The sequence below is a fragment of the Streptomyces sp. MMG1121 genome (assembly GCF_001280015.1).
Lineage (GTDB): Bacteria > Actinomycetota > Actinomycetes > Streptomycetales > Streptomycetaceae > Streptomyces.
Window position 1 is genome coordinate 36,692 of record NZ_LGDV01000119.1, and the last position, 15,178, is coordinate 51,869.

15 protein-coding genes are annotated in these 15,178 nt (G+C 70.9%); 13 read left to right on the forward strand and 2 right to left on the reverse strand.

What is annotated here, in order from left to right:
- Positions 1-10 precede the first annotated feature (10 nt).
- The 8 genes from recG (at position 11) to mutM (ending at position 7,314) form a co-directional block, all read left to right on the forward strand.
- Positions 11-2,236 carry an ATP-dependent DNA helicase RecG gene (gene recG / locus ADK64_RS12935; RefSeq protein ID WP_053658316.1) on the forward strand — a complete coding sequence of 742 codons (2,226 nt, stop codon included), beginning with the start codon at positions 11-13 and terminating at the stop codon, positions 2,234-2,236.
- Between the two features lie 108 nt (positions 2,237-2,344).
- On the forward strand, positions 2,345-2,932 hold the full coding sequence (rsmD, locus tag ADK64_RS12940) for a 16S rRNA (guanine(966)-N(2))-methyltransferase RsmD (RefSeq protein ID WP_053658318.1): 588 nt from the start codon (positions 2,345-2,347) through the stop codon (positions 2,930-2,932).
- 26 nt (positions 2,933-2,958) lie between these two features.
- Positions 2,959-3,438, forward strand: coding sequence for a pantetheine-phosphate adenylyltransferase (gene coaD, locus ADK64_RS12945; RefSeq protein WP_053658320.1), 480 nt, complete (start codon positions 2,959-2,961; stop codon positions 3,436-3,438).
- Positions 3,439-3,495: 57 nt separating this feature from the next.
- Positions 3,496-4,572 carry an ATP synthase F0 subunit B gene (locus ADK64_RS12950; RefSeq protein ID WP_053658322.1) on the forward strand — a complete coding sequence of 359 codons (1,077 nt, stop codon included), beginning with the start codon at positions 3,496-3,498 and terminating at the stop codon, positions 4,570-4,572.
- A 131-nt stretch (positions 4,573-4,703) separates the two neighbouring features.
- Complete coding sequence (locus tag ADK64_RS12955) at positions 4,704-5,357, forward strand: YceD family protein (protein ID WP_053658324.1); 654 nt, start codon at positions 4,704-4,706, stop codon at positions 5,355-5,357.
- 2 nt (positions 5,358-5,359) lie between these two features.
- Positions 5,360-5,533 (forward strand): 50S ribosomal protein L32, encoded by a 174-nt coding sequence (rpmF, locus tag ADK64_RS12960; RefSeq protein ID WP_003951102.1) that lies wholly within the window; start codon positions 5,360-5,362, stop codon positions 5,531-5,533.
- Positions 5,534-5,552: 19 nt separating this feature from the next.
- On the forward strand, positions 5,553-6,374 hold the full coding sequence (rnc, locus tag ADK64_RS12965; RefSeq protein WP_053658325.1) for a ribonuclease III: 822 nt from the start codon (positions 5,553-5,555) through the stop codon (positions 6,372-6,374).
- A gap of 79 nt (positions 6,375-6,453) precedes the next feature.
- Positions 6,454-7,314 carry a bifunctional DNA-formamidopyrimidine glycosylase/DNA-(apurinic or apyrimidinic site) lyase gene (gene mutM / locus ADK64_RS12970; protein ID WP_053658327.1) on the forward strand — a complete coding sequence of 287 codons (861 nt, stop codon included), beginning with the start codon at positions 6,454-6,456 and terminating at the stop codon, positions 7,312-7,314.
- Here the strand turns inward: mutM and ADK64_RS12975 are convergent.
- Positions 7,287-7,682, reverse strand: a complete 396-nt coding sequence (locus ADK64_RS12975) for a winged helix-turn-helix transcriptional regulator (protein WP_053658329.1) — start codon at positions 7,680-7,682, stop codon at positions 7,287-7,289. The two genes, mutM and ADK64_RS12975, sit on opposite strands and share 28 nt — an antisense overlap.
- A 105-nt stretch (positions 7,683-7,787) precedes the next feature.
- Between ADK64_RS12975 and ADK64_RS12980 the strand changes: the two genes are divergently transcribed.
- Positions 7,788-8,372 (forward strand): flavodoxin family protein, encoded by a 585-nt coding sequence (locus tag ADK64_RS12980; protein WP_053658331.1) that lies wholly within the window; start codon positions 7,788-7,790, stop codon positions 8,370-8,372.
- A 52-nt stretch (positions 8,373-8,424) separates the two neighbouring features.
- Positions 8,425-8,904 carry a GNAT family N-acetyltransferase gene (locus ADK64_RS12985; RefSeq protein ID WP_053658333.1) on the forward strand — a complete coding sequence of 160 codons (480 nt, stop codon included), beginning with the start codon at positions 8,425-8,427 and terminating at the stop codon, positions 8,902-8,904.
- Between the two features lie 3 nt (positions 8,905-8,907).
- Here ADK64_RS12985 and ADK64_RS12990 read toward each other — a convergent pair whose 3' ends face one another.
- Positions 8,908-10,008: a CAP domain-containing protein gene (locus tag ADK64_RS12990; protein WP_053658335.1), complete on the reverse strand. Its 1,101-nt coding sequence runs from the start codon at positions 10,006-10,008 to the stop codon at positions 8,908-8,910.
- 183 nt (positions 10,009-10,191) lie between these two features.
- Here ADK64_RS12990 and ADK64_RS12995 point away from each other — a divergent pair, with 183 nt between their 5' ends.
- The 3 genes from ADK64_RS12995 to ADK64_RS13005 all read left to right on the forward strand — a co-directional run bounded on the left by ADK64_RS12995 (position 10,192) and on the right by ADK64_RS13005 (position 15,033).
- Entirely contained in the window at positions 10,192-10,473 is a 282-nt protein-coding gene (locus tag ADK64_RS12995; protein ID WP_053658337.1) for an acylphosphatase, read from the forward strand.
- Positions 10,474-10,856: 383 nt separating this feature from the next.
- On the forward strand, positions 10,857-11,060 hold the full coding sequence (locus ADK64_RS13000) for a hypothetical protein (protein ID WP_023546484.1): 204 nt from the start codon (positions 10,857-10,859) through the stop codon (positions 11,058-11,060).
- A gap of 244 nt (positions 11,061-11,304) precedes the next feature.
- The gene (locus ADK64_RS13005; RefSeq protein WP_053658339.1) at positions 11,305-15,033 is read left to right on the forward strand and encodes an AAA family ATPase; all 3,729 of its coding nucleotides are present in this window, start codon (positions 11,305-11,307) and stop codon (positions 15,031-15,033) included.
- Positions 15,034-15,178 lie beyond the last annotated feature (145 nt).

Genomic DNA, 15,178 nt, shown 5'->3' on the forward strand with positions numbered 1-15,178 from the left:
GTGGTGTGCAATGGATCTCGTGCCCGCACTGGAAGAACCACTGAAGCAGCCACTGAAGTCAGTGCTCGGCCCCGCCACCGCGAAGGTGATGGCCGAGCATCTCGGCCTGCACACCGTCGGCGACCTCCTGCACCACTACCCGCGCAGATACGAGGAACGCGGCCAGCTCACCCACCTCGCCGACCTCCCCATGGACGAGCACGTCACGGTGGTCGCCCAGGTGGCCGACGCCCGCCTGCACTCGTTCGCCTCCGCCAAGGCCCCGCGCGGCAAGGGCCAGCGCCTGGAGGTCACGATCACCGACGGCAGCGGCCGGCTCCAGCTGGTCTTCTTCGGCAACGGCGTCCACAAGCCGCACAAGGAGCTGTTGCCGGGCACGCGCGCGCTGTTCGCCGGCAAGGTCTCGGCTTTCAACCGCCGCCTCCAACTCGCCCATCCTGCCTACGAGTTGCTGCGCGGCGACAGCGACGAGACGGTCGAGAGCTGGGCCGGTGCCCTGATCCCCATCTACCCGGCCACCGCCAAGCTGGAGTCCTGGAAGATCGGCAAGGCGGTCCAGACGGTTCTGCCCACCGCCCAGGAAGCCCTCGACCCGCTTCCCGCCTCCCTCCTCGAAGGCCGCGGCCTGCTCCCGCTCCCCGAGGCCCTGCTCAAGATCCACCGCCCGCACACCAAGGCGGACATCGCCGACGCCCGCGCCCGCCTGAAGTGGGACGAGGCCTTCGTCCTCCAGGTGGCCCTGGCCCGCCGCCGCCACACCGACGCCCAGCTCCCGGCCGTCCCCCGCACCCCCGGCCCCGACGGCCTCCTCACGGCCTTCGACGACCGCCTCCCCTTCACCCTCACCGACGGCCAGCAGAAGGTCTCCCGCGAGATCTTCGACGACCTCGCCACGGAACACCCGATGCACCGCCTGCTCCAGGGCGAGGTCGGCTCGGGCAAGACGATGGTGGCCCTGCGCGCCATGCTCGCCGTGGTCGACGCCGGCGGCCAGGCGGCCATGCTCGCGCCCACCGAGGTCCTCGCCCAGCAGCATCACCGTTCGATCACCGAGATGATGGGGGAACTGGCCGAGGGCGGCATGCTGGGCGGTGCCGAGCGGGCCACCAAGGTCGTCGTGCTCACCGGCTCGATGGGCGCCGCCGCCCGCCGCCAGGCCCTGCTCGACCTGGTCACCGGCGAGGCCGGCATCGTCATCGGCACGCACGCGCTCATCGAGGACAAGGTCCAGTTCCACGACCTGGGCCTGGTCGTGGTCGACGAACAGCACCGCTTCGGCGTCGAACAGCGCGACGCCCTGCGCGGCAAGGGCAAACAGCCTCCGCACCTCCTCGTCATGACCGCGACCCCCATTCCGCGCACGGTCGCGATGACGGTCTTCGGCGACCTGGAGACCTCGGTCCTCGACCAGCTCCCGGCCGGCCGCTCGCCCATCGCCAGCCACGTCGTCCCGGCCGCCGACAAACCCCACTTCCTGACCCGCGCCTGGGAGCGCGTGCGCGAGGAGGTGTCGAACGGCCACCAGGCGTACGTCGTCTGCCCCCGCATCGGCGACGACGTCGACGAGGCCGACTCCAAGAAGGCCGGCAGGAAGAAGTCCCCGGAGGACGAGGCCGAGAAGCGACCCCCGCTCGCCGTCCTGGACGTGGCGGACCAGTTGAGCCGCGGCCCGCTCCAGGGCCTCGGGGTCGAGGTCCTGCACGGCCGTATGCACCCCGACGACAAGGACGCGGTCATGCGCCGCTTCGCGGCCGGCGAGACGGACGTCCTGGTCGCCACCACGGTCATCGAGGTCGGCGTCAACGTCCCCAACGCCACGGCCATGGTGATCATGGACGCCGACCGCTTCGGCGTCTCCCAGCTCCACCAGCTCCGCGGCCGTGTCGGCCGGGGCTCGGCCCCCGGCCTGTGCCTGCTGGTCACCGAGATGCCCGAGGCCAGCGCGGCCCGCCAGCGCCTGAACGCGGTCGCCGCCACCCTCGACGGTTTCGAACTCTCCCGCATCGACCTCGAACAGCGCCGCGAGGGCGACGTCCTCGGCCAGGCCCAGTCCGGCGCCCGCTCCAGCCTGCGCGTCCTCGCGGTCATCGAGGACGAGGAGGTCATCGCCGAAGCGCGGGAGGAGGCGACGGCGCTGGTGGCGGCGGACCCCGAGCTGGAGCGCCTTCCGGGCCTGCGTACAGCTCTGGACGCCTTGTTGGACGAGGAAAGGGAGCAGTACTTGGAAAAGGGGTGAAGCGGACCTGTCCGAGGGGCCCGGGGCCGTATGGCCTGTGCGGCTACCGCCGCGCGGGCGCGACCAGCGACAATGAACGGGACAGCCGCCCACGACCAAGGACCGAAGATGACCCGCGTGATCGCCGGCGCCGCCGGCGGACGTCGCCTCGCCGTCCCGCCAGGCACCGGTACCCGCCCCACCTCCGACCGCGCCCGCGAAGGTCTCTTCTCCACCTGGCAGTCGCTGTTGGGCGGTCCTCTGGACGGCGAACGCGTCCTCGACCTCTACGCCGGCTCGGGCGCCGTGGGCCTGGAAGCCCTGTCCCGCGGCGCCGGCCACACGCTCCTCGTCGAGGCGGACGCGAGAGCGGCCCGCACGGTCAGGGAGAACGTGAGAACTCTCGGCCTGCCCGGCGCCGAAGTACGAGCAGGCAAAGCGGAACAAGTCATCAGAACCGCACCCCCCGCAGACCCCTACGACCTCGTCTTCCTCGACCCTCCGTACGCCGTCACGGACGACGATCTTCGCGAGATTCTGCTCACACTCCGCTCGGAGGGCTGGCTCGCCGCAGAAGCCCTCGTCACCGTGGAGCGCAGCACCAGAGGCGGCACGTTCGACTGGCCCGACGGCTTCGCACCACTGAGGTCCCGTCGCTACGGCGAGGGAACGTTTTGGTACGGTCGCGCCGCCTCTACGTGCGAAGACGCACGATGACCGGACCGGAGAGCGAGGGATCACAAGTGCGCCGCGCCGTCTGTCCCGGGTCGTTCGACCCGATCACCAACGGACATCTCGACATCATCGCCCGAGCCTCACGTCTCTACGACGAGGTGTACGTGGCGGTGATGATCAACCAGGCCAAGAAGGGCCTGTTCGAGATCGAGGAGCGGATCGAGCTGATCCGCGAGGTCACCGCCGACTGCGCCAACGTCCGGGTCGAGGCCTTCCACGGCCTCCTCGTCGATTTCTGCAAGCAGCGCGACATCCCCGCCATCGTCAAGGGCCTGCGGGCGGTCAGCGACTTCGACTACGAACTCCAGATGGCCCAGATGAACAACGGCCTCACCGGCGTCGAAACGCTCTTCGTACCCACCAACCCCGCCTACAGCTTCCTCTCCTCCTCCCTGGTGAAGGAGGTCGCGGCCTGGGGCGGCGACGTCTCCCACCTGGTGCCCGCCCCGGTGCTGGCGGCCCTGAACAAGCGTCTGCGCAGGGACTGATGGGGCTACAGTCGTCCCGTCCGTCTCCAACCCGGCTGTAGAGAGTGGCGAGCACAGGTGGACGTGCAGAAGAAGCTCGACGAGATCGTCTCCACGGTCTCCGGCGCCCGGTCCATGCCCATGTCGGCCTCGTGCGTGGTCAACCGCGCCGAGCTGCTCGCGCTGCTGGAAGAGGTGCGCCAGGCGCTGCCCGGCTCCCTCGCGCAGGCGCGGGAGCTGATCGGCGACCGTGAGCAGATGGTCGAGCAGGCACGCCAGGAGGCCGAGCGGATCATCTCGACCGCGCACGCCGAGCGCGGCTCGCTGATCTCCGACACCGAGGTCGCCCGCCGCTCCCAGAACGAGGCCGACCGGATCCTCGCCGAGGCCCGCCAGGAGGCGGAGGAGGTCCGCGCCGAGGCCGACGACTACGTCGACTCCAAGCTCGCCAACTTCGAGGTCGTCCTCACCAAGACCCTCGGCTCGGTCGGCCGCGGCCGCGAGAAGCTGCTCGGCACCGGGCCCGGCCTGGACGAGAACGGCTACGAGGACGAGGACGCCCCCGAGCGCAGCCAGGACCCGGAGACCCTGCGCCACAACGCCGACACCTACGTCGACGCCAAGCTGGGCGCCTTCGAGGCGGTCCTCGCCAAGACCCTGGAGGCCGTCGGCCGCGGCCGGCAGAAGCTGCACGGCCGGATCGCCTCGGACGACCTCGGTGCCCTCGCCGACGACACCACGACCTTCCAGCACTCCAGCGACGCCGACTACCTCGCCGACCTCGCGGCCCTCGCCGAGCAGGACGCCCCGGCCGAGCGCCCGGACCGGCCCGCGTCCGTACCCCAGCAGCCCCAGCAGCCGCAGCAGCCGTCGTACGAGCCGCAGCCGGCCTACGGCTACCAGCAGCAGCCGGACCCGTACGCGGGTTTCCCGCAGCAGCCCGGATACGGCGGCCAGCAGGACGCCTACGGCTACCAGCAGGCCGACCCCTACGCCTACCAGGGCTCCTACGACCACCAGCAGGCCGCCTACGACCCCGGGCAGCTCCAGCACCAGGCGCAGCAGGGCTACGCCCTCGACGAGACCAGCCTCTTCGACACCGGCATGATCAGTGCGGAGCAGCTGCGGGCGTACGAGCAGGGCCGGGGCCTGTAGCCACGGACCCGATTGGGCCGAGAGCGAAAGGTCCAGTATCCTGGCTGTTCGGTCGCGCGTATGTCCGCGATCACCGCTGCCCGGAACACCGACGGGTGGCGTCCCTTCGAGTTCGAAGATCGAAAGCAGGAATGGCTCCTCACGCCCGCCTAGACCACCGCAACCCTCTCGTGTTCGACACGCACGAGCTGGGGCGGCGTCCTGGCGCGCTGCAGCGCCTGACCCGCACGATCGACGCCCCCCGGGACCTCGGTATCCAGGGAGTCATCGGAGTGCCGGAAGGCGCGCCGCTGGAGCTCGACCTCCGACTCGAGTCGGTCATGGAAGGGGTGCTCGTCACAGGCACCGCCCGTGCACAGGCCGAGGGGGAGTGCGTAAGGTGTCTGGAGCCGGTCGGGCTGGAGCTCGAAGCGGACTTCCAGGAGCTGTTCTCGTACCCTGACGCCGACGACCGGGGCCGTGTGATCGCGGAACCGGGCGACGACGCCGAGGACGACGAGGACAGGTTCTTCCTCGAGGACGGACTCTTCGACCTCGAACCTCTGCTGCGTGACGCGGTGGTGCTCGCACTGCCGATGCAGCCGGTGTGCCAGGACGACTGTGCCGGCCTGTGCTCCGAGTGCGGAGCGCGGCTCACGGACGACCCGGACCACCACCACGACGCCGTCGACATCCGTTGGGCGGCTTTGCAGGGACTCGCCGGTTCACTCGAAGACGGCGAGAAGGACGAGATGAGCGGCGGCGCGCTTCCATCAGCGCACGCCGACGAGAAGCAGGAGAAGTAGCCGTGGCTGTTCCGAAGCGGAAGATGTCGCGCAGCAACACGCGCCACCGCCGGTCGCAGTGGAAGGCTGCGGTCCCCACCCTGGTTGCGTGCGAGCGCTGCCACGAGCCCAAGCAGCAGCACATCGCGTGCCCGTCTTGTGGCACCTACAACAAGCGCCAGGTCCTCGAGGTCTGAGCGGCTGGTGAGAGGCACTGTGTCCACGCCGAAGAAGAACTCAGCGGACCATCAGGCCTCGTCCCACACGCTTCTGGAAGGGCGGCTCGGCTACCAGCTCGAGTCCGCCCTTCTGGTGCGCGCGCTGACCCACCGTTCCTACGCATACGAGAACGGCGGTCTGCCGACGAACGAGCGGCTGGAGTTCCTCGGGGACTCCGTGCTCGGCCTCGTCGTCACGGACACGCTGTACCGCACCCACCCCGACCTGCCCGAAGGCCAGCTGGCCAAGTTGCGGGCCGCGGTGGTCAACTCGCGTGCGCTGGCGGAGGTCGGCCGTGGCCTCGATCTGGGCGCCTTCATCCGGCTCGGCCGTGGTGAAGAGGGCACAGGAGGCCGGGACAAGGCGTCCATTCTCGCCGACACCCTGGAAGCGGTGATCGGTGCGGTCTATCTCGATCAGGGCCTCGACGCGGCGTCCGAGCTGGTTCACCGGCTCTTCGACCCGCTGATCGAGAAGTCCTCGAACCTCGGAGCCGGCCTGGACTGGAAGACCAGCCTCCAGGAGCTCACCGCGATCGAGGGGCTCGGCGTGCCCGAGTACCTGGTCACGGAGACCGGTCCCGACCACGAGAAGACCTTCACTGCTGCCGCCCGCGTCGGAGGCGTCTCGTACGGCACCGGCACCGGCCGCAGCAAGAAGGAGGCGGAGCAGCAGGCCGCCGAGTCCGCCTGGCGGTCCATCCGGGCCGCGGCGGACGAGCGCGCCAAGGCGGCCAAGGAGGCCAGGGAAGCCGACGAGGTTCCCGCGGCCGACGCGCCCGCCGCCAAGGACGGCGACCCGTCGTCCGCCCCCGCCTGACCCACAGCAGTACGCAGCGCCCGCCCCACCGTTCACGAGGGGCGGGCGCTGTGCTCATCCACCGCTTACGGGGGTTCTGATGCCCGAGTTGCCCGAGGTCGAGGTCGTCCGGCGCGGTCTGGCGCGCTGGGTCGCCCACCGCACCGTCGCCGAGGTCGAGGTGCTGCACCCGCGCGCCGTACGCCGGCACATCGCGGGCGCCGACGACTTCGCGCACCGCCTCAAGGGCCGGCACATCGGCACCCCCAGCCGTCGCGGCAAGTACCTGTGGCTGCCGCTGGAGGAGACGAACCAGTCCGTCCTCGCCCACCTCGGCATGAGCGGCCAGCTGCTGGTGCAGCCGCACGAGACGGTGGACGAGAAACACCTGCGCATCCGCGTCCGGTTCGCCGACTCCCTCGGCACGGAACTGCGCTTCGTCGACCAACGCACCTTCGGCGGGCTGTCGTTGCACGACAACACCCCCGACGGCCTGCCCGACGTCATCGCGCACATCGCCCGCGACCCCCTCGACGAACTGTTCGACGACGAGGCCTTCCACCAGGCGCTGCGCCGCAAGCGCACCACCATCAAGCGGGCCCTGCTCGATCAGTCGCTGATCAGCGGCGTCGGCAACATCTACGCGGACGAGGCGCTGTGGCGCGCCCGCATCCACTACGAACGCCCGACCGCGAACTTCACCCGCCCGGTCACGACGGAACTGCTCGGCCACGTCCGGGACGTGATGAACGCGGCGCTCGCCGTCGGCGGCACCAGCTTCGACAGCCTGTACGTCAACGTCAACGGCGAGTCCGGCTACTTCGACCGGTCCCTGGACGCGTACGGCCGTGAGGACCTGCCCTGCAAGCGGTGCGGTACGCCGATGCGCCGCCGCCCCTGGATGAACCGGTCCAGCTACTTCTGCCCGAAGTGTCAGAGGGCGCCGCGCGTCTCGTCGTAACGCGTGCGTGCCGCGAGCACGTCGTCCATCGAGCCCTCCACGCACTGGATGAGCGCCAGCAGCCGCTCGGCGACCTGGCGACCCAGGGCAGTCAGCTCGTAGTCCACGCGCGGCGGGTTCGTGGGCTGCGCCTCCCGGTGCACCAGACCGTCGCGCTCCAGCGCGTGCAGCGTCTGGGACAGCATCTTCTCGCTCACTCCGTCGACCCGGCGGCGCAGCTCGTTGAAGCGCAGCGACCCCTCGTACAGCGCGCCGAGCGTCAGCCCGCCCCAGCGGCCGGTGACATGCTCCAGCGTTCCGCGCGACGGGCAGGCCTTGGCGAAGACGTCGTAGGCGAGGTCGTCGTGGTCCTGGGTGGTGGCGGTCATGTCACCAGAGTACGCGCACGCAGCGCTAACCATCCGCTTGCACTAACCAGAAGTTAGTGCTTTTCTTTGGTTACTGCTTCCGAGCTGCCCATTCGAGGAGTCCCCGTGACCACCCCTGTCGTTTCCATCGCCTACCACTCCGGATTCGGCCACACCGCCGTCCTCGCCGAGGCCGTCCGCGCCGGTGCCGCCGACGCGGGTGCCGAGGTGCACCTGATCAAGGTCGACGAGATCACCGACGAGCAGTGGGAGACGCTGGACCGCTCCGACGCGATCGTCTTCGGCTCGCCCACCTACATGGGCACCGCCTCCGGCGCCTTCCACGTCTTCGCCGAGGGCACCTCGGGCCGCTGGTACACCCGCGCCTGGCAGGACAAGCTGGCCGCCGGCTTCACCAACTCGGCCTCCAAGAGCGGCGACAAGCTGCACACGCTGCAGTTCTTCCAGACGCTCGCCGCCCAGCACGGCATGAGCTGGGTCAGCCTCGGCCTGCTCCCCGGCTGGAACGCGAGCACCGCCTCGGAGAACGACCTCAACCGCCTCGGCTTCTTCGCCGGAGCCGCCGCGCAGAGCAACAACGACCAGGGCCCCGAAGGTGTCCACAAGGCCGACATCGCCACGGCCGAGCACCTGGGCCGCCGGGTGGCCGAGACGGCTCTGGTGTTCGCGCGCGGTCGCATCGCCGCCTGAGGTCGCCGAAACGCGGGGGACGCGGGCGGGCCGGGGCGCGTACGGTCCCGGCATGCCCGAGCTGTGTCTGCTCCACCCGGACCACGCGCCCGCACTCCTCGCCTTCGAGCGGGACAACCGGGCGTACTTCGCCGCGTCGATCCCGGACCGGGGCGAGGAGTACTTCGCCCGGTTCGACGAGCGGCTGCGCGCGCTGCTGGCGGAGCAGGAGGCGGGGGAGTGCTACTTCCACGTGGTGGTCGACGCCGACGGCGAGGTACTGGGCCGGGTCAACCTCGTGGACGTGGCCGACGGCGGCGCCGAACTCGGCTACCGGATCGCGGAGCGGGCGGCGGGCCGGGGGCTGGCCGGCCGGGCCGTGCGGGAGGTGTGCGCGCTGGCCGCCGAGCGGTACGGGCTCACGGTCCTGCGGGCCCGGGCCACCCTCGACAACGCCGCGTCGCGGGCGGTGCTGGCCCGCACGGGTTTCGTGGTCGTCGGCGAGACGCTGCTCAACGGCCGCCCCGGGCTGGCCTACCGCCGCGCCCTGTGAGCCTCAGTAGCCGAAGTCCTGCGTCCACCAAGGGCCGCCCGTGCCGAAGTGGACGCCGACACCGAGGGTCTTGAAGTCGCAGTTCAGGATGTTGGCCTTGTGGCCGGGGCTGTTCATCCAGGCCTGCATCACGGCTGCCGCGTCGGCCTGGCCGCGGGCTATGTTCTCGCCGCCGAGGTTGCTGATGCCGGCCGCGGCCGCCCGGTCCCACGGCGACTTGCCGTCCGGGTCGGTGTGGTCGAAGAAGCCCCGCGCGGCCATGTCGGCGCTGAACGACTCGGCCAGCCGGGTCAGCGAGGAGTTCCCCGACAGCGGGCTGCACCCGACCTTCGACCGCTCCTGGTTGACGAGCTTGAGCACCTCCGCCTCGGCGGCGCTCTGTGACGAGACCGCCATCGGCGCGGCGCTCGCCGCCGCTGCCTTGCTCGCCGTGCGCGACGGGGTGCTCTTCGGCTGTGACGTGGACGCGCTGGCCCTCGGCGTCGGCTTCGCGGACGCCGTCTTCGACGCACTGGGCGTCGGGGAGGCCGGTGGCTTCGACGTGGAGGGGCTCGGGGACCGAGGGTGTGCGGAGGTCGGGCCGGTGGTGCCGAGGCCGCCCGCGAGGCTGTCGGCGCTGCCCGACGTACCGCCCTGTTCGGCCGCCGCGTCGCTCGGCGAATCCGCCGCCCGCACCTGCTCACCGCCGGTGGTGTCCGTGCTGCCGCCGAGCTTGTAGTGCCCCAGGCCCGGCACCACGCCCGTGGCCACCGCGGTCGTGCCGAGCGCGACGGCGGCGGCCGTACCGAGCAGACTCGCGCGCACCGGCCGCGCGACCCTTCTGCGGCGTCGGCGGCCAAAGGAGCCGCGGCCCGGGGTGAACCCGCCGCCCGCGCCGGAGTCCGGTCCGTCTCCGTCGCCCGCGAACAGATAGGTGCGGGCCCTGGCGCTCGCCTCGGAATAGGCCTCCGGGTTCAGATACGGCGCGATGCCCCTGGGCGCCTGGCCACCCGCGTACGAGTCCTGCGGGCCGGCGCTCCCGGTGGCGGAGCCGTTCGTCTGCGTGACCCCCGTGGTGCGGCCCGCGGCGGCGCGGCCGGCGGCGGAGCGTCGGTGGCGACCCATGTCCCCTGCCCTCTTCCTCGTGCTCGCGGTCGGCCCGGGCCCTGCCTGGCGAGTGACTCCCTCTGGCCAACCCGACTCACTCGATCGAGTGAGTTTCATATGAGATTCATTGGGTGGGGACGGTACCCCATGCCTCTGGGCGCCGCCGTGTCCCGAGCGACATCGGCCGGTTAGGTTGCACGCATGAACGAGGACGTACGACTGGTTGCCTGGGTGCGTGGACACGTGCAGGGCGTGGGTTTTCGCTGGTTCACACGCGCCAAGGCGCTGGAGATCGGCGGCCTGAGTGGTTTTGCTCTCAATCTGGCCGACGGCCGGGTCCAGGTGGTCGCGGAAGGGCCGCGCGAGGGCTGCGAGGGGCTGCTCGACTGGCTCCAGGGCAGCGACACGCCCGGGCTCGTGGAAGGCGTCACCGAGATCTGGGACACACCTCGCGGCGGCTACGACAGCTTCGTCATCCGCTGAGCCGGTTCCCGCGACACCCTGCGGGCCGGCCCGCAGGGAGCTGCCGGGGGCAGGTGCCCACAGCGGAAACGGCCTGGTGGTTGCCAAGAACGGCGTGGCATGGCAGGCTCCGCTGATACAACTGATCGTCACGCCCGCAGGCACCGGAAGAGTCGCAGCGCCGCCGATTTCCCGGCCGCGTGCCCCCGGTTCGCCCGCCAATACGGGGCGTGATCGTGTTGACCGTCAAACTTTTTGGTGAGACGCTGAAAGCCCCGCGCACCTTAGCTGTTTGGCATGAAGCAACAGCAGAGCAACACCCGGATGTGCCAAGCACCGCGGGTGCGAATCCCTCACGACCCACACCGCATCGGTCGGTCACTCAGTGTGGAGGACCATCCATCATGGCAAAGGCGCTTCTCGGTTACGTCGGCGGCTCGGACCCTCGACTCCTCGCCGAGATGCGACGGCTGCAGCAGCGCGTCCAGGACCTGGAGTCCGAGCTTGTACGGATCCAGGCGGAGAACGACGCGCTGACGGCTGCCGCCTCTCAGGACAGGATCATGGAGAGCATCGACGCACACCAGGCGGAGCCTGCGCTCACCTGATCACTGCATCGCTCCACGACAGCAGTTGCAGCGATCAGGCTGCCGTATCAACCGCTCAGTTGATCCGGGCGACTGAAACCCAGTCGTCAGAGTTGCAAGGGACGCTTCGGCGTCCCTTCTTTCTTCCCCCGTGCATCCTTTCACCCTCTTTAACGTACGGTGTGCCCTGCATGTTCAGTGGTGAAACCGCGCGGTTGCGAGGGTTCGTGGAGTGTGCCGGTGGCGCCCGGTAGAGTCCGGCGGCGTGCACCTCAAGGCCCTGACCCTCCGCGGGTTCAAGTCGTTCGCCTCGGCGACCACACTCCGGTTCGAACCGGGCATCACGTGTGTCGTCGGCCCGAACGGCTCGGGCAAGTCCAACGTGGTGGACGCGCTCAGCTGGGTCATGGGCGAACAGGGTGCCAAGTCGCTGCGCGGCGGCAAGATGGAGGACGTCATCTTCGCCGGCACCACCGGCCGCCCGCCGCTGGGCCGCGCCGAGGTGTCCCTGACCATCGACAACTCCGACGGCGCGCTGCCCATCGAGTACGCCGAGGTCACCATCACGCGGATCATGTTCCGCAACGGCGGCAGCGAGTACCAGATCAACGGCGACACCTGCCGCCTCCTCGACATCCAGGAACTCCTCTCCGACTCGGGCATCGGCCGGGAGATGCACGTCATCGTCGGCCAGGGCCAGCTCGACTCCGTCCTGCACGCCGATCCCATGGGCCGCCGCGCCTTCATCGAAGAGGCCGCCGGTGTCCTGAAACACCGCAAGCGCAAAGAGAAGGCGCTGCGGAAGCTGGACGCGATGCAGGCCAACCTCGCGCGCGTGCAGGACCTCACCGACGAACTGCGCCGCCAGCTCAAGCCACTCGGCCGCCAGGCGGCGGTCGCCCGCAGGGCCGCCGTCATCCAGGCGGACCTGCGGGACGCGCGGCTGCGGTTGCTGGCCGACGACCTCGTACGGCTGCGCGAGGCGCTGAAGAACGAGATCGCCGACGAGGCGGCCCTGAAGGAACGCAAAGAAACCGCCGAACAGGAACTGAAGAAGGCGCTCCAGCGCGAATCCCTGCTGGAGGCCGAGGTACGCCAGCTCACGCCCCGCCTCCAGCGCGCCCAGCAGACCTGGTACGAGCTGTCCCAGCTGGCTGAACGCGTGCGCGGCACCGTCTCGCTGGCCGACGCCCGGGTGACGAGCGCCACCTCCGCGCCCCCCGAGGAGCGGCGCGGGCGCGACCCCGAGGACCTGGAGCGCGAGGCCGCTCGCATCCGCGAACAGGAGGCCGAGCTGGAGGCCGCCCTGGACGCGGCCCAGCACGCCCTGGACGACACGGTCGCCCACCGGGCCGAGCTGGAGCGCGAACTGGCCGTCGAGGAACGCCGGCTGAAGGACGTGGCCCGCGCCATCGCCGACCGTCGCGAGGGCCTCGCACGGCTCTCCGGCCAGGTCAACGCGGCCCGTTCACGCGCCGCTTCGGCCCAGGCCGAGATCGACCGGCTGACCGTGGCCCGCGACGAGGCCCAGGAGCGGGCGGTCGCGGCGCAGGAGGAGTACGAGGCGCTCAAGGCCGAGGTCGACGGCCTCGACGCCGGCGACGCGGATCTCGCCGAGCGGCACGAGGCGGCCAAGCGGCAGCTCGCGGAGGCGGAAGCCACCCTCGGCGCGGCCCGCGAGGCGCTCACCACAGCCGAACGCCGCCGCGCCGCGACGCAGGCCCGCCAGGAAGCCCTGGCCCTGGGCCTGCGCCGCAAGGACGGCACCGGAATACTGCTCGGGGCACGGGACCGGCTCACCGGAGTCCTGGGCCCGGCGGCTGAACTGCTGACGGTCACCCCCGGCTACGAGGTCCCACTGGCCGCGGCCTTCGGCGCGGCGGCGGACGCCATCGCGGTGACCACCCCCGCATCGGCAGCCGAGGCGATCCGCCTGCTGCGCAAGCAGGACGGGGGCCGGGCGGCACTGTTGCTGGCGGCAGAAGCGCCCCAAGGGGGCGCGGGGCCGTCTCGATATGGGGCTCCGCCGCAGGGCGCGACCGGCCCCGACGAACCCGCGGACCTTCGACTGCCGATGGCGGGCCCCGCCGACACAGCCGACGGCGCGGGGAACGGTGCGACCAGCCACGACGAGCCCGCGGACGCCCGGCCGTCCGTCAGTCCCCTCTCCGCAGAGCGCACGGCCCTCCCCGCAGAGCGCCTCGCCGCCGACCTGGTCCGCGGGCCCGCCGAACTCATGCCCGCCGTCCGCCGCCTCCTGCACGGCATCGTCGTCGTCGGCTCCTTGGAGGATGCCGAGGACCTGGTCTACGCGCACCCGGAGCTGACCGCCGTGACCGCCGAGGGTGACCTGCTCGGCGCTCACTTCGCGCACGGCGGGTCCGCCGGGGCGCCGAGTCTGCTGGAGGTGCAGGCCTCGGTCGACGAGGCCGGTGCCGAGCTGGCCGAGCTGGCCGTGCGCTGCGAGGTGCTGACCGGGGAGCAGCGGGCGGCAGTCGAGCGGCGTACCGAGGCCGCCGCTCTCGTAGAAGAGATCGGAGAGCGGCGGCGGGCCGCCGACCGGGAGAAGTCGGCCGTCGCCCAGCAGCTCGGCCGGCTCGCCGGGCAGGCGCGCGGTGCCGCCGGCGAGGCCGAGCGCTCCGCCGCTGCCGCCGCCCGCGCGCAGGAGGCGCTGGAGAAGGCCGTACAGGACGCCGAAGAGCTGGCCGAGCGGCTCGCCGTCGCCGAGGAGATGCCGGTCGAGGAGGAGCCGGACACCTCCGTGCGCGACCGGCTCGCCGCCGACGGGGCCAACGCGCGGCAGACGGAGATGGAGGCCCGGCTCCAGGTCCGTACCCACGAGGAGCGGGTCAAGGGTCTCGCCGGGCGGGCCGACTCGCTCGACCGGGCCGCCCGCGCCGAACGCGAGGCACGCGCGCGTGCCGAGCAGCGCCGCGCCCGGCTGCGACACGAGGCGGCCGTCGCCGGGGCCGTCGCCTCCGGCGCCCGGCAACTGCTCGCCCACGTCGAGGTCTCCCTCGCCCGCGGCGAGCAGGAACGCGCCGCCGCCGAGGCCGCCAAGGCCGCGCGCGAGCGGGAGCTGACCGCCGCGCGCACCGCCGGCCGCGATCTCAAGGCCGACCTCGACAAGCTGACGGACTCGGTGCACCGCGGCGAGGTGCTCGGCGCCGAGAAACGGCTGCGGATCGAGCAGCTGGAGACCAGGGCGCTGGAGGAGCTGGGCGTCGAACCGGCGGGGCTGGTGTCGGAGTACGGGCCGCATCTGCCCGTGCCGCCCTCCCCGCCCGCCGACGGCGAGGTGCTGCCCGACGACCCCGAGCATCCCCGCAACCAGCCCCGGACCTTCCACCGGGCCGAGCAGGAGCGCAGGCTGAAGGCGGCCGAGCGGGCGTACCAGCAGCTGGGCAAGGTCAACCCGCTGGCGCTGGAGGAGTTCGCGGCGCTGGAGGAGCGGCACAAGTTCCTCAGCGAGCAGCTGGAGGACCTCAAGAAGACCCGCGCCGACCTGCTTCAAGTGGTGAAGGAGGTCGACGAGCGCGTCGAGCAGGTCTTCACCGAGGCCTACCGGGACACCGCCCGTGAGTTCGAGGGCGTCTTCAGCCGGTTGTTCCCGGGCGGTGAGGGACGGCTGATCCTGACCGATCCCGACAACATGCTCGCCACCGGCGTGGACGTCGAGGCGCGCCCGCCGGGCAAGAAGGTCAAGCGGCTCTCCCTGCTGTCGGGCGGCGAGCGCTCGCTGACGGCCGTCGCGCTGCTGGTGTCGATCTTCAAGGCCCGGCCCAGCCCTTTCTATGTCATGGACGAGGTCGAGGCCGCGCTCGACGACACCAACCTCCAGCGACTCATCCGGATCATGCAGGAGCTGCAGGAGGCCTCGCAGCTGATCGTGATCACGCATCAGAAGCGCACGATGGAGGTCGCCGACGCGCTCTACGGCGTGTCCATGCAGGGCGACGGCGTGTCAAAGGTCATCTCTCAGAGGCTGCGTTAGCCCGCACTCAAGATCCACTAGAAGATCGACTCACTCTGTGTTCACTTGTTGAACACGAACCCCTTGGGCGTTTCTCAAAACTCACAGCCGTTGAACTATTGACTTCGAAACTTGAAGGCATAGTCTCTGCAACGTTGCTTTTACC

Excerpts from the sequence above, each read along its gene's own strand:
- ADK64_RS12985 (WP_053658333.1), top strand. The coding sequence starts at position 8,425 with ATGCCCGAGCTGTGTCTGCTCCACCCGGACCACGCGCCCGCACTCCTC.
- rsmD (WP_053658318.1), top strand. The coding sequence starts at position 2,345 with ATGACCCGCGTGATCGCCGGCGCCGCCGGCGGACGTCGCCTCGCCGTC.
- ADK64_RS12975 (WP_053658329.1), bottom strand. The coding sequence starts at position 7,682 with ATGACCGCCACCACCCAGGACCACGACGACCTCGCCTACGACGTCTTC.
- ADK64_RS12955 (WP_053658324.1), top strand. The coding sequence starts at position 4,704 with ATGGCTCCTCACGCCCGCCTAGACCACCGCAACCCTCTCGTGTTCGAC.
- recG (WP_053658316.1), top strand. The coding sequence starts at position 11 with ATGGATCTCGTGCCCGCACTGGAAGAACCACTGAAGCAGCCACTGAAG.
- ADK64_RS12995 (WP_053658337.1), top strand. The coding sequence starts at position 10,192 with ATGAACGAGGACGTACGACTGGTTGCCTGGGTGCGTGGACACGTGCAG.
- mutM (WP_053658327.1), top strand. The coding sequence starts at position 6,454 with ATGCCCGAGTTGCCCGAGGTCGAGGTCGTCCGGCGCGGTCTGGCGCGC.
- ADK64_RS12990 (WP_053658335.1), bottom strand. The coding sequence starts at position 10,008 with ATGGGTCGCCACCGACGCTCCGCCGCCGGCCGCGCCGCCGCGGGCCGC.
- ADK64_RS13000 (WP_023546484.1), top strand. The coding sequence starts at position 10,857 with ATGGCAAAGGCGCTTCTCGGTTACGTCGGCGGCTCGGACCCTCGACTC.